We start from the raw sequence: 13,459 nt of genomic DNA on the forward strand, positions 1-13,459 counted from the left end.
CCCGTATGCGTAACCCCGTCAGGACACGGACCCGACGGCCTTCCTGCGCCGCAGCGCGTAGGCACCGGCGGCCGCCACACCGAGGACGGCCAGCCCGCCGGCCGTCACCCCGGGCGTCGCGAGGCCGCCGCCGCCGGTGTGCATACCGCCGTGCGGCTTCTCACTGTCCTCGTCGTCGCCCCACGAACCGCCCTCGTCCCGGCCTTCACCGCTCCCCTTGTCGCCCTTGCCGCCACTGTCGTCCTTGCCCCCCTGACTGTCCCCCTTGCCGCCGCTGTCGTCCTTGCCCCCCTGGCCGTCGCCCTTGTCCTTGTAGGTCTCGGGGTCGAACTTGCTGTCGTTGCCGCTGTCCGAGTCCCATGCGTCGCTCAGCTTGGCCACGGCGAGTACACCGCCGCCCGTGTGCATCCCGCCACGCGGCCCTTCGTGGCTGCTGTCGTCGTTGTGCTCCTTGCTGTAGGAAGAGTCGTCACGGCCTCCGTTGTCCCAGTCGCCCGCGACCGCGGCCTGAGCGCCGGGTGCCGCGAAGGCGAGGGCTGCGGTGGCGGCCGTCGTCGCGAGGATCATGCGGGCAGAACGCATCTCGATGTCCTTTCGCCGTGGCCGGGCAGCGGATACTCCATCGGCTGAAACGACCCGGCCCCGACATGAACCACCGTCAGCCAGCCCCAGGCCGGGCACCATCCAGGCCGCCCATCCGTGGTGACGACACGCCCAACACCGCCCGGCTGGGTCAATCCCGCCCGGCGGCATACGGCCATTAGGGGGCACTTGGACCCGTCGTCGGCGTGTCGCCGCACGACGGGCCCGCCGCGGTGTCAGTAGCCGACGTGGAAGGTGGCGTCGGCCTGCTCCGCGCTGGTGGAGACGGGGTCGATCCGCAGCACGTAGTCGGAGTGGCGGATGTAGCGCGTCGGGTAGTTGTACGACCGGAACGACGACCAGGAGGAGTCGGCGAGTCCGGCCGTCCGGTAGAACGTGGCGTCCTGGGCGAACGTCGTCGTGCCGTCGTTCTCGTCGAGCCGCAGCTGGTAGTTGTAGTGGCGCAGGTAGCGGGTCGGGTAGTTGACCGACTGGAAGGACACGCCACCGCTGTCGGCGAGGCCCGGGACCAGCTTCCACATCCCGTCGGTGTACGGGTCGAAGGCGTACTCGTCGATCCGGCCGACGAAGTTGCTGTGCCGGACGTACCGGGCCGGGTAGTTGTAGGACTTCAGCCGGTTCCAGGCGGGGGTGCCCCACGTGGCGACGAGGTTGTTGTACTCGGTCGAGGTGATGGGCTGGATGCCGCAGTGCTTGGAGTTGAGCGGCTGGGTGTAGGTCTTCTGGTCGAGGGCCGTCCAGGTGCCGGCGGACAGGGCACTGGTCCCCCAGGCGTAGAAGACGCCGTTGGGGTCCCAGGTGTCGCCCCAGAGGTACCAGGTCGAGCTGGACGTCAGTGACTTGACGAGGGTCGGGGCCTCGGTGCCGTTGTGCGAGACGGCCGTGCTGAACTCGGTGAAGCTGCCCGGGTCCAGCGAGGCGGAGCGGGCGCCGACCAGCGTCGAGTTCTTCTTGAAGTACAGGTAGTTGACGCCGTTCACGCCGACCGCCAGGTCCCCGTCGATGACGTCGTAGCCGGGGTCGAAGAAGACCTGGGGGTCGCCGGCGGTCACGAAGTCACCGGTGTAGTTGATCATGATGACGTTGTGGCCGCTGTCGTTCACGGCGGAGTAGATGACGCCGTACGTACCGCGTCCCGCGTCCCAGAAGGCCTCCGGCGCCCAGGCGTGGGTGTCCATGTCGTGCAGCTTCATCCGCCGGTAGCCGGTGAAGCTGCGCAGGTCGGTGGAGTCCCAGACGTGGATGTACTGGCTGACGTAGCTCCAGTCGGTGCCGTACAGGTCGGTGGCGAGGACGACGAAGGTGCCGTCCTGCTTGCGCAGGATGAACGGGTCGCGCAGACCGAGCGAGCCGGCGGTGGGGGTCGCGACGGGGTTGTTCTGGTTGAGCGGGGTCCACTGGAGACCGTCGGTGCTGACCGCCAGGTGCAGGCCGTAGTTGGCGGCCAGCATGTCCGGGGACTCGGTGAAGTAGCACATCACATAGGCCGAGTTGGTGGCGGCCCGGGCGGTTCCGGCGCCGAGGGCGAGGGCGCCGGTGGCGGCGAGGGGGACGGTCGCGGCCGCGCCGAGGAAGTGACGGCGCGACAGGGGGATGCCGTTCATGTGCGCTCCAGACGAAGGGGGATTGTCCGAGACTTCGAACGCGGTTCGGAGAGGCGATCAGAAACTAGAGGGGCGCGTGGGGCGCGTCAATCCTTGCGTAACAAGGGAGTTACTCGGATTTCGCTCTCTCCACCGGGCGCGGGGGGTCGCGGGGCGCAGTCCGGAGCCATCACTGTGAGGGTCATGTGACCTGGCTGTTCATCGACCGGCAGCAGCGGGACCGCGGCGAGCGGGAAGGGGCGCACCCGGCAACGACACTTCCCTCCCCCGTCCGGACCGGTCGGGTCGTACGGTCGCGCGGCCGCGTCTAGCCTCGATCCGAAAGTCCGTCTGACGAGGATCAGGACCCCGTATGCCCGGCCGACTCCCCCGACGTGCGCTCGCTCTCCTGCTCGGCGCCCTCACCGGCGTGACCGCCGTCGCGGCCCCCGCCCGCGCCGCTGGCGGCGGTGATGTCACGGAGTTTCCGATCACCACCACCGCCGACAGCCTCCCCGCCGGGATCGCCGCCGGGCCGGACGGGGCGCTGTGGTTCACCCAGTCCGGCGCCGCCCGGATCGGGCGCATCGCGGCGGACGGCACCGTCACCGACCGCCGCACCCCGACCCCGGGCAGCGCGCCCTTCGCCATCACCCCGGGGCCGGACCATGCCCTCTGGTTCACCGAGCAGGCGGCCGGACGCATCGGACGGATCACCACCTCCGGCACCGTCACCGAGTTCGCCCTGCCCCGGGTCGCGAGCGCGCCCGCCGGCATCACCCGCGGACCCGACGGCGCCCTGTGGTTCACCGAACCGGGCACCAACCGGATCGGCCGGATCACGACCGCGGGCGACATCAGCGAGTACCCGGTGCCGACGGCCGCCGCCCTCCCGTACGGCATCGCCGTCGGCGCCGGTGGTGCCCTCTGGTTCACCGAACTGGCCGGCGGCAGGATCGGGCGGATCGAGACCACCGGCCGGATCACCGAGTTCCCGCTGCCGAGCCGCGCCGACTTCCCCGAGGACATCGTCGCCGGGCCCGGCGGGATGTGGTTCACCGCGTCCGGGTCGGACTCCGTCGACCGGATCGACGGCACCGGCCGTGTCACCCGGTTCCGGCTGCCCGGAGCGGACGGCGACCCCGGCGGGATCGCCGCGGGGCCGGACGGCCGGGTGTGGTTCACCGACCGGTCCGGCCGCATCGGCCGGGTGGCGGCGGACGGCGGGATCACCGTCGTACCGGTGCCGGCCGGTCCCGACAAGTCGCCCTTCCGGCTCACGGCCGGCCCGCACGGCACGGTGTGGTTCACCGAACTGCTGGGCAACGCGATCGGCCGGATCGAGCCGGCCTGAGACAAGCCCAGCTGGAGAAGCACCCGACTGGCGTGGGTGCTGCCAGGTCACCGGCAGCCGCTCCGGGATGCGCTTCACGAAGCCCCCGGACGTACAACAGCTCGGCTCCGCTCGCCAGTGGGTGGTTACCCACCGGGTCTGGCCGGAACCTGTCGTAGCAATGGTGGAAGTCCCGTGGAAAAACGGGTGCTTTCAGGCCCGGTAGGTGGGATCCTCCTCTACTGTCCGATGAATACCGCAGGGGGAGGTATCACCGTAGTGAACCGCATGCGCACTTCCTTGGGTGTCCTGGCTGCCGCCGGCGTCGTCACCGCCGCCCAACTGGGCCTCGCCACCGGCGCTTCCGCGCAGGCCGGGGCGGCGCGGAGCACCGGCTGCCCGGTCGACATCGTCTATCCGAGCCGCTTCTACGTGAACTCAAGCGGCTGGGTCACCAACGGCGGCCTGTACTTCGCGGTGAAGAACACCAGCGCGAGCAAGAGCTTCAAGAAGGTCACGTTCACCGTGACGGACGTGAAGAACATCCGCTTCGGCAGCGCCACGGCCAAGGGCGGCAAGGTCAGCCACAAGACGTCGAAGACGGTGTCGGTGTACACGACGACGCTGAAGAAGAAGGCCAGTCTCGGGGTGAAGGTGCAGACCCATCTGCTGAACACCCATACCTACAAGGTGAAGTTCGCCCTGCACGGCACGGGGTGGAACTGCGCCGTGGACCAGGGCACCTGGGGGTCCTGAGCCTGGGCGGCCCCTAGGGCCTGTCTGACAATTCCCGTCTGCCTCACGACGCCATGCACGAACTCTCGCCGCACCGGGCGCAGACCCAAGTACGTCCAGTACGAGGGCCTACGCCCGGCCCGCCGAGAGCACGCACCTGACGCCGCGAGGCCGCCCTCCGGGCGACGACGGGAATTGTCAGACAGCCCCTAGTCTGGTGGCCGTGGTCGACGGCGGCGAAGGTCCTGACGCGGCGGCCGCCCGGCTCACCGGGCGGCCTGTCTCGGCCGTGCGGGCCCGGTCGGGCGGCCTGGCTGAGGTAACGCTCGCGGGCGGGCGCGCGGTGATGGTCAAGCGCGGCGAGGACCCCGGCGCGGTAGCGGCCGAGGCGGCCGGGCTGCGCTGGCTGACCGCCGCCGGAGCGGTCGCGGTACCCGAGGTGCTGGGGCACGACGAGCGGTGGCTGGTGACCGAACTGGTCGCCGCCGGACACCCGGGCGCCGAGGCGGCGACACGTTTCGGCCAGGCGCTCGCCGCTCTGCACGCCGCCGGGGCCCGGGCTTTCGGGGCCGCGCCGCCGGGCGGCCCGGACGACGCCTGGATCGGCCGCGCCCCGATGCGCAACGAGCCGGGCACCGACTGGCCGCACTGGTACGCCGAGCACCGCGTGCTGCCGTATCTGCGCATGGCGGTCGACCGGGGAGCCCTGCGGCCCGGCGAGGCCGCAGTGATCGAGCGGGTCTGCGAGCGGCTCCCGGAGGTGGCGGGGCCACCCGAGCCGCCCGCCCGGCTGCACGGAGATCTGTGGAACGGCAATGTCCTGTGGGGCGCCGACGGCACGGTCCGGCTGATCGACCCGGCCGCGCACGGCGGGCACCGCGAGACCGACCTCGCGATGCTCCGCCTCTTCGGCTGCCCGTACCTTGACCTGATTCTGGAGGGGTACCAGGAGGTGGCCCCCCTGGCCGCGGGCTGGACGGAGCGTGTGGCGGTGCATCAGTTGTTTCCGCTGCTGGTGCATACCGTGCTCTTCGGACGGGGCTACGCCGAACGGACCCTGGAGACATCCCGGACCATCGCGGGCATCTGACGCCGTCACATGCCGGACGGGCATGTGAAATCGGCCACGGGCGGGAACGATTCGCCGCTGATTTCCGGATGGTTCCTTAACAAGCCCTTAATTAGGGCTGAGATTACGCAGAGTAAGGAAACCAACCACGCGTTCGAATCGTATAAGTGCATGGAAGAACGAAACAGGGAGAGACCATGCAACCGTTCGCGCTCAACTACGCACGCCCCGCAGTGCAGTTGGACGTCACCACTCCGTACGCGTATGACTCCGGACTGCAGTTGAACGTTCTCCTCGATGGCCGGATCGCAGCCACCGATCACGCAATGCTCAGAGCCCTGGGGACCACGACCTCCACGGCGGGCTCCAAGACGCACTTCGACGACTGAGCGCGGACCCCGACGATGACTGTGCTCATCCTGACCAGTGACGAGGACGTGACGGCGGACATGGTGGTCCTCCGGCTGCACGAGACCGGAGTACCCGTCGTCCGCCTCGATCCTGCCGATCTGACCAGCGGTGTGGCCCTGTCGGGCGAGTACGTGCAGGGTGCCAGTCGCGGGCATCTGTCCGTGAACGGGCGCCTGGTGAGCATGAACGGTCTCCGCGCCATCTGGGTGCGCAGACCGGGAGTGGCGGCCGCCCGGGCCACCCAGCCGTCCACCTGGCTGACCGAGGAGTCCGAACAGGCGTTGTACGGCATGCTGCGCGGGACCGACGCGCGCTGGATGAACCATCCGGACGCGGCCCGCCGGGCCCGCCACAAGCCGTGGCAGCTGCGGCTGGCGCAGCGCAGCGGGCTCGCCGTGCCCGCGACACTGATCACCACGTTCCCGCAGGCGGCCAGGGAGTTCGCGGAGCGCTTCCCGGACCTGGTGGTCAAGCCGGTGTCGGGCGCGCATCCGCAGGAGCCGCCGCGGGCGGTGCCGACCAGCCGGGTGGCACCGGACACCGACTTCGCGGCGGTGGCGTTCGGGCCGACGCTGTTGCAGCGACGGGTGGCCAAACGGGCCGACATCCGGCTGACGGTGGTCGGCGAGCGGCTGCTGGCCGCCCGCAAGCCGGTGAGCCCGGACGCGCATCCCGACGACGTGGACGTCCGGTTCGCCCCGTCCGTCTCTCCCTGGCAGGCGGCGGAGGTGCCGCCGCGAGTCGCCGAGACCGTTCACACGTATATGAAGGACGCCGAGCTGGCCTATGGTGCCTTCGACTTCGCGGAGGACGCCGACGGCATCTGGTGGTTCCTGGAGTGCAACCAGTCGGGCCAGTTCGGTTTCGTCGAGATGGACACCGGTCAACCGATCGCCGAGACCATCGCCGGCTGGCTGGCGCACGGCACGGAGCAGTACCGGCCGTACGTCAACGGCGGGCGGAGCACGACGCCTTGACGGTCCGGGCGACGCGGTGGGACCGGGCACGGAGAAAGGAACGAGAGATGCGCATCGGACTGCTGGGGACGGGCCCCTGGGCACGGGCGGCCTACGCCCCCGCGCTCGCGGAGCACCGGTCGCTGGACTTCACCGGGGTGTGGGGCCGCCGCCCGGAGGCCGCGGCGGCGCTGGCCGAGGAGTACGGGGTCCGGGCGTACGACGACGTGGACGCGCTGTTCGCCGATGTCGACGCGGTGGCGGTGGCACTGCCGCCGGCCGTCCAGGCGGAACTGGCGGTGCGGGCCGCGACGGCCGGCCGGCATCTGCTGCTGGACAAGCCCCTCGCCCTCGGCGTCGCCGAGGGGCGGGCGGTGGTGGAGGCGGCCGAGCGGGCCGGGGTCGCCTCGGTGGTCTTCTTCACCACCCGCTTCCAGAGCGAACCGGAGGCGTGGATCGGCGACCAGGCCGGCACGGCGGGCTGGTTCACGGCGCGGGCGCAGTGGCTGGGGTCGGTGTTCACCGACGAGAGCCCGTTCGCCGCGTCGCCGTGGCGGCGGGAGAAGGGCGCCCTGTGGGACGTGGGCCCGCACGCCCTGTCCGTGCTGCTGCCGGTTCTGGGCGACGTACGGCGGGTGGCGGCCGCCGTGCACGGCCCCGCGGACACCGTCCATCTCGTCCTCGACCATGTCGCCGGTGCGTCGAGCACGGTGACCCTGAGCCTCACGGCTCCCCCGGCGGCGGCCGGGGCCGATGTGGAGCTGCGGGGCGAGGCGGGGGTGACGCTGCTGCCGAGGAGTACGGAAGGAGCCGTGCCCGCCCTGTCCCGGGCCGCCGACGCCCTGGTGACCGCCGCCCGCACGGGCCGTCCGCACCCCTGCGACGCCGCGTTCGCCCTGCGGGTCACCGAGATCCTCACAGAGGCGGAGACCCTGCTGGGCAAGGACATCGGCTGACGATCTCCAAAAGGGGCAGCCTCTCAGCCGGCGGCCAGCAGGCGGCGCGGGCGGCGGGCGGGCGCGGGCGACAGGCGGGGCGGGCGCGGGCGGCAGGCGGCGCGGGCGGCTGTCGGGTCGGCTGCGGCCTGTCGTGGCCGGGGGACGGGAGGGGGCGCGGGATGAGTGAGGTGGACATCACACTCGCCTCCTTCCGTCCGGTCCTGGGCCTACGGCCCGCACGGCACAGGCCCCGGTCGGGACCCGGCCACGGAATGCGCCGCCAGGGCATTTCAAGATCCACACGGGGCCGGTGTCCGGGCACGGGCGTAGCTTAGGGATGTGACTTCGGTGCGCGGCTGGTCGTCGCGTGACTACCGTGACGGGCGTGGCTGGCTGCAGGGTGCACCGCCGCCGCGCTGGGTACGGGTGCTGCCCGTGCTGCTGCTCGCGGTCGTGACCGCGGCGACACTGATCAGTCCCGACGGACACGACTTCGGCTTCCTGCTCGGGGCCATCCCGCCGCTGGCCGTGCTGTCCTACGGCCCGCTGGCGACGGCCGTGCTCAGCTGCCTGGTCGTGGTCCTGCTGAACGTGCCCGCCACCCATCTGAACCATCCCGGCGACACCGACCTGCTCACGGTCACCTTCGTCGCACTACTGAGCGTGTTCGTGTCGTACGTGCGCAGTCACCGGGACGCGCAGCTGGTCACCGAGCGGGCGGTGGGCGAGGCGGTGCAGCGGGCCGTGCTGCCGCCGCTGCCGGAGCGGGTGGGGGCGGTGGGGTGCGCCGGGCTGTACCGGGCCGCACAGCACGGCACGCTGGTCGGCGGGGACTTCTTCGACGTGCGGGAGGGACCCTTCGGCGTGCGGGCGGTGATGGGGGACGTCCGCGGGCACGGGCTGGCGGCCGTCTCCACGGTGGTGTCGCTGCTCGGCGCGTTCCGGGAGGCGGTCCTCGACCAGCCGGACCTGGAGTCGGTGGCGGCCCGGATGGACCGCCGGCTGGCGGTGGACTCGGCCGACGTACCGCACGCGGAGCTGTTCGCGACGGCCCTGCTGGTGGAGTTCTCCGCCGACCTGCGGTCGGTGCGGCTGGTGGCCTGCGGTCATCCGGCGCCGGTGCTGCTGCGCGACGGACGTGCCCAGGAACTGGCCGTCGCGCCGGGGGCACCGGTGGGACTCGGTCTGGTGGGGGTGGAACCGCCGAAGGAGGTCACGGTCGAGCTGGGGCCCGACGACCGGCTGTTCATCGCCTCGGACGGCGTCTGGGAGGCACGTGACCAGGCCGGGCGCTTCTATCCGCTCCCGGAGCGGCTGGCCCGGTTCGCCGGCGCGGAGGCGGCCGAGCTCACCGAACTGGTGTGGTCCGACCTGTCCCGGCGCTGTGAGGTGCGGGACGACGCCACCATGCTCGTCCTGGCGCCCGGCATCACCTGAGGCCCCGGCCCACGTCCCGGCTCAGCCCACGTCCCACAGGAAGCGGTGGGTGTGGATGCCGAAGTACGGGAACGAGCGGACCTCACGCACGCCCTCGATCGGCCGGACGACGTCGTTGACGAAGTCGAGCAGTTCCTTCGGACCGGGGGTGACCACTTCGGCGAACAGATCGAAGCCGCCCGAGGTGAACACCGAGTAGACCACTTCGGGGTGGACGGCGAGGGCGTCGGCGACGGCGCGGGGGTCGCCGTCCACGCCGATGCCGAGCAGCGCCATCGCCTGGCCGCCCATGGCCATCGGATCGGTGACGCCGACGACCTGCACGGCCCGGGAGTCCAGCAGGCGCTGCAGCCGCTGCCGGGCAGCGGAGGCGGACAGGCCGACCCGGGGCCCGAGGTCGGCATAGGCGATCCGGCCGTCGTTCTGCAGCTCGCGCAGGATGGCCCGGTCGATGTCGTCCATGTGCGTCCCCACTCCTCTTCCTCGTCCTCAGCCGACGAGTTCGAGCAGGGCGGCGCCGAACACCGCGGTGTGGGTGTCGACGTCCTGCTCGGTGGTGTCGGGGCACATCAGGGCCATGTTGTGGAACGGGGTCAGGAGGATGCCCCGGTTGGCGAGGTAGAGGTGCAGGAAGTCCTCCAGCTCGGGGTCGGCGGCGGCCGCGGACTCGGTCCCGGTGCGCGGGGCCGGGTCGGCGAAGCGGTACTCGGTGCGGGCCCCGAGCCGGCTGACCGACCAGGGCAGGGCGTGCGCTTCCACCGCCTGCCGGACGCCGGTCTCGAAGCGTTCGGAGAGCCGTGCCATGCGGGCGAACGCCTCGTCGGTGAGCACGTGCTCCAGGGTGGCCCGGGTGGCCGCGACCGAGAGCGCGTTGCCGGCGAGGGTGCCGCCGACCCCGCCCATGTCGACCAGGTCCAGGTCGGCACGGGCCAGCAGGCGCTCGGCGAGGTCCGCGGAGAGGCCGTAGGCACCGGCCGGGATGCCGCCGCCGATGGCCTTGCCGATGGTCAGCAGATCCGGCTCCAGGTCCCAGGCGGCGGTGCAGCCGCCGGGTCCCGCGGAGAAGGTGTGCGTCTCGTCGTTGATCAGCAGCGTGCCGTACTGCCTGGTCAGGGCGCGCACGCCGGCCAGGTAGCCGGGTTCCGGCAGGACGATGCCGATGTTGGTGAGGGCGGGTTCCATGAGGACGGCGGCCACGTCGCCGTGGGCGAGTTCGCGCTCCAGCTGCGCCAGGTCGTTGAACTCGGCGACCCGGCTGGTCAGGGTGACGTCACAGGGCGCGCCGACGTTTCCGGGGCGGGGTGCGCCCTTGCCGTCGGGGCCCACGACGATGAGGGACTCGTCGACGCTGCCGTGGTAGCTGTAGCTGTTCACCAGGATCTTCGGGCGGCCGGTGACGGCCCGGGCGAGCCGGATCGCCCACCGGTTGGCGTCCGTCGCGGTGAGCGAGAAGCTCCAGCGGGCGAGCCCGAAGCGGCGGGTCAGCTCCGCGCCCACCCACTCCGCGTCCTCCGTCGGCAGCATCGCGGTGGCCCCGCCCAATTCGGCGAACCTGCGCTGCACCGCCTCCGTCACGACGGCCGGCGAGTGACCGGCCATCGCGCCGGTGTCGCCGAGGCAGAAGTCGATGTACGTGTGCCCGTCGAGGTCGGTGACCCGGGCGCCGCGCGCGGTCGCCAGGTAGCGGGGGAAGGCACCGGCGGTCTTGTTCATCCAGGTCATCGGGACTCGGCCGAAGAGATGGCCGGCGTCGGCATATGCCGCTCGGGAACGGGGATTTCGCCGCTCGGCCTCGGCGCTCTCCCGGGCCAGCAGGGCGTGCAGTCGGGTGCGGTCCATGGAGTACCCCTGGTTCGGAGCGGTGGCGACGGAATACCGGGAGCGTACGACCGATACCAGCGCCTGTTCAAGATCTGACGCTCGAATCATTTGCGAAGACGATGGATTCGAGTGTGGCTGCGCCCGAGAGTCGTCCCGCGCGCCGTTCGACAAGCGCACTGACGCCCAGTGTTCGAACATTCGCCCCAAAACGCCAGGGTTCGCCACCCCTTCCGCCACATAGAAATATCTACCAGCATGCATATGCCGGGTTGGCGTGCGAACGCGCCGAGTGCCCGGCGTCGGTCGTTCCCTGCGTCCGAAACAGGCGAGCGGTGATCCCCCGGAGCAGTGCATGACGAACGCGATGTGGATGCAGGGTGTGGAATGGCTCGCGGCGGCCTCGGCGGACCCCCGGGCGTGCAAGCGGGAGTGGGACCACGGGGAGGGCGTCGCCCTGCTGGAGGCGGGCCGCTTCTGGGACGTGCTGAGCGTCCCGGAACGGCTCGGTCTGCTCACACTGGACCTGCTGTGGCGGCCGCCGCTGCCGGTGCCCGGGCCGACCCTGGTGGACAGCGCGGCGGGCCGGGTCGGCTTCTTCCTGCCGCCCGATCCGTCCGGCGGCTGGATCGGCTCCGGATTGCGCTGTGCGACCAAGGGCGCCTGGGTCGCCGTACCGCCGCCGTACCGGCCGGCGCGGTATCTGGAGTGGCTGGTGCCGCCGGACGGCAGTGGTGCGCTGCATGCGCCGGGCACGCTGGAACTGGCCCTGCGGGAGGCCAACGGGACGCTGTCGGTGCTGGCCCCGATGTGCGGGGAGTAGCGAGGTCAGCGGCGGGGCGGCGGGACGAACACGACGGCGCGCCGGCCCTCGGGTTCGGCCGGCACGGTACGGCCCTGGTCCCGCCACTCCTGCCGGAGCTGGGCGTAGATCGGCTCGCTGGAGCGGAGGGCGCGCGGCTCCCGGGCCGGGCGCCAGGGCGTGGGTGAGGATCCGTCCATGCCGGAGCAACGCCCGGAAACACGCCGGTGGTACGCGCCGTCCCACGCGCTCACCGGGTCGGGTGAGCGCAGCCCCCCGATCGGACCCGGCCACCTGTCCTACAAGCATTCCGGAGTCCCCCGGTCGACAGGCACCGTCGGACGCGCACTCGTATCCTGTGAAGTCAGGGTTCTGACGTCCGACCCCCACCGCACGTCCCTCTCACGTGCTGGGAGTCAGCCCATGTCGCACACCTTCGCCATGCTGCGCGGCGGCGCCGCGATCGCCGTCGTGCTGGGGACACTGACGGTACCGCCGGCCGGCGGGGCGGTCGCTTCCGTACCAGCCGCGATCGCCGCGCCCTCGCCCGCCCCGTCACCGTCCGGCAGCCCGGACGTCCGGGACATGACCCCGGCCGTGGCCAGGCAACTCGACGCGGCCGTGCGGAAGGTCATGCGCGAGGCCGACGTACCCGGGGTGACCGTCGGGGTCTGGACACCCGGCCGGCCCGACTACGTTCGCTCGTTCGGGGTCGCGAACAAGGACACCGGGCAGCCGATGTCACCCGACCTGTACATGCGGATCGGCAGCGAGACCAAGATGTTCACCGTGACGGCCGTGCTGCAACTGGTCGACCAGGGCAAGGTGGGCCTGGACGACCCCATCGGCAGGTACCTCGACGGGGTGCCGAACGGCGACCGGATCACCCTGCGGGACCTGGCCGGGATGCGCAGCGGGCTGTTCAACTACTCCGAGGACAACGGCTTCTTCAGGGCGCTCACCTCGGATCCACAACGCCCGTTCACCCCTCGGCAGTTGCTCGCCTACTCCTTCAGGCACCCGGTGCTGTTCCAGCCGGGGCGGAAGTTCTCCTACTCCAACACCAACCTGATCCTGCTCGGCCTGCTCGTCGAGAAGGAGAGCGGACAGCGGCTCGGCGACTACCTCCGGGAACACGTCCTCGCTCCGGCCGGCATGAGCCACACGGTGTTCCCGGCCGGGAACGAGTTCCCCACCCCGCACGCGCAGGGCTACACCGACCAGACGGCGACCGGAAAGGTCGAGGAGACCGCCGGCTGGAATCCCTCCTGGGCCTGGGCGGCCGGCGCGATGATCTCCGACCTGGACGACCTGCACACCTGGGCGCGTACGGCGGCCACCGGGGTCTTCCCCGACGGCACGGCCATGGTCGGCCCGGCCGTCCAGAAGCAGCGGCTGACGACCCCGTCGACGGGGATACCGGGCGCCGGGTACGGCCTCGGCGTCTTCGACGTCCAGAGCTGGATCGGGCACAACGGCTCACTGCCGGGCTACGAGGCCCTGACCGTCTGTCTGCCGTCGACGCGGACGACCGTGGTCGTCCTGCTGAACACCGACATCAGCTACCGGGGGAACATCGAGCCCAGCACCCTGTTCGGCCGGGCGATCACCCACATCATCTCGCCCGCCCACGTCTTCGACCTGCCGGCGCCGGCCGCCGCCACGCGCTGACGGCGCGCGCCGCACACGGCTCCAACTTGCCTTCTGCGCAAGGCATTTCCGACAGTTGACACAGAAGCGAACACTCACCGAGCAGATTCGAAGTGATGTAACG

General features: G+C 71.3%; 14 protein-coding genes. 9 read left to right on the top strand and 5 right to left on the bottom strand.

What is annotated here, in order from left to right:
• Positions 1 to 18: 18 nt before the first annotated feature.
• Together ACZ5K7_RS34880 and ACZ5K7_RS34885 are read right to left on the bottom strand one after the other, a co-directional pair.
• Entirely contained in the window at positions 19 to 582 is a 564-nt protein-coding gene (locus tag ACZ5K7_RS34880; protein ID WP_468919903.1) for a hypothetical protein, read from the bottom strand.
• 236 nt (positions 583 to 818) lie between these two features.
• Complete coding sequence (locus ACZ5K7_RS34885) at positions 819 to 2,207, bottom strand: glycoside hydrolase family 43 protein (protein ID WP_468919905.1); 1,389 nt, start codon at positions 2,205 to 2,207, stop codon at positions 819 to 821.
• Positions 2,208 to 2,559: 352 nt separating this feature from the next.
• Here ACZ5K7_RS34885 and ACZ5K7_RS34890 point away from each other — a divergent pair, with 352 nt between their 5' ends.
• The 7 genes from ACZ5K7_RS34890 to ACZ5K7_RS34920 all read left to right on the top strand — a co-directional run bounded on the left by ACZ5K7_RS34890 (position 2,560) and on the right by ACZ5K7_RS34920 (position 9,065).
• A complete protein-coding gene (locus tag ACZ5K7_RS34890; RefSeq protein ID WP_468919907.1) occupies positions 2,560 to 3,540 on the top strand; it encodes a Vgb family protein in 981 nt (326 codons plus the stop codon).
• A 267-nt stretch (positions 3,541 to 3,807) separates the two neighbouring features.
• Positions 3,808 to 4,275 (top strand): hypothetical protein, encoded by a 468-nt coding sequence (locus tag ACZ5K7_RS34895; RefSeq protein WP_468919909.1) that lies wholly within the window; start codon positions 3,808 to 3,810, stop codon positions 4,273 to 4,275.
• A 202-nt stretch (positions 4,276 to 4,477) separates the two neighbouring features.
• Positions 4,478 to 5,344, top strand: a complete 867-nt coding sequence (locus ACZ5K7_RS34900; RefSeq protein WP_468919912.1) for a fructosamine kinase family protein — start codon at positions 4,478 to 4,480, stop codon at positions 5,342 to 5,344.
• Positions 5,345 to 5,520: 176 nt separating this feature from the next.
• Positions 5,521 to 5,712, top strand: a complete 192-nt coding sequence (gene tgmA, locus ACZ5K7_RS34905; protein ID WP_351711126.1) for a putative ATP-grasp-modified RiPP — start codon at positions 5,521 to 5,523, stop codon at positions 5,710 to 5,712.
• 15 nt (positions 5,713 to 5,727) lie between these two features.
• Positions 5,728 to 6,711: an ATP-grasp ribosomal peptide maturase gene (tgmB, locus tag ACZ5K7_RS34910; RefSeq protein ID WP_351711128.1), complete on the top strand. Its 984-nt coding sequence runs from the start codon at positions 5,728 to 5,730 to the stop codon at positions 6,709 to 6,711.
• Positions 6,712 to 6,758: 47 nt separating this feature from the next.
• On the top strand, positions 6,759 to 7,646 hold the full coding sequence (locus ACZ5K7_RS34915; protein WP_468919915.1) for a Gfo/Idh/MocA family protein: 888 nt from the start codon (positions 6,759 to 6,761) through the stop codon (positions 7,644 to 7,646).
• Positions 7,647 to 7,967: 321 nt separating this feature from the next.
• Positions 7,968 to 9,065, top strand: coding sequence for a PP2C family protein-serine/threonine phosphatase (locus ACZ5K7_RS34920; protein WP_351711132.1), 1,098 nt, complete (start codon positions 7,968 to 7,970; stop codon positions 9,063 to 9,065).
• 21 nt (positions 9,066 to 9,086) lie between these two features.
• Here the strand turns inward: ACZ5K7_RS34920 and ACZ5K7_RS34925 are convergent, their stop codons facing one another.
• A complete protein-coding gene (locus ACZ5K7_RS34925) occupies positions 9,087 to 9,527 on the bottom strand; it encodes an Lrp/AsnC family transcriptional regulator (RefSeq protein ID WP_468919918.1) in 441 nt (146 codons plus the stop codon).
• Positions 9,528 to 9,554: 27 nt separating this feature from the next.
• Positions 9,555 to 10,904, bottom strand: a complete 1,350-nt coding sequence (locus tag ACZ5K7_RS34930) for a transaminase (RefSeq protein ID WP_468919921.1) — start codon at positions 10,902 to 10,904, stop codon at positions 9,555 to 9,557.
• Positions 10,905 to 11,238: 334 nt separating this feature from the next.
• Here ACZ5K7_RS34930 and ACZ5K7_RS34935 point away from each other — a divergent pair, with 334 nt between their 5' ends.
• A complete protein-coding gene (locus ACZ5K7_RS34935) occupies positions 11,239 to 11,706 on the top strand; it encodes a hypothetical protein (protein WP_468919924.1) in 468 nt (155 codons plus the stop codon).
• Positions 11,707 to 11,711: 5 nt separating this feature from the next.
• On the opposite strand, the gene ACZ5K7_RS34940 is transcribed toward ACZ5K7_RS34935, so the two are convergent.
• The gene (locus ACZ5K7_RS34940; RefSeq protein WP_351711140.1) at positions 11,712 to 11,885 is read right to left on the bottom strand and encodes a hypothetical protein; all 174 of its coding nucleotides are present in this window, start codon (positions 11,883 to 11,885) and stop codon (positions 11,712 to 11,714) included.
• A gap of 223 nt (positions 11,886 to 12,108) precedes the next feature.
• Between ACZ5K7_RS34940 and ACZ5K7_RS34945 the strand changes: the two genes are divergently transcribed.
• Complete coding sequence (locus tag ACZ5K7_RS34945) at positions 12,109 to 13,356, top strand: serine hydrolase domain-containing protein (RefSeq protein ID WP_468919927.1); 1,248 nt, start codon at positions 12,109 to 12,111, stop codon at positions 13,354 to 13,356.
• Positions 13,357 to 13,459: the final 103 nt, after the last annotated feature.

Source organism: Streptomyces sp. NPDC031497 (assembly GCF_055580905.1).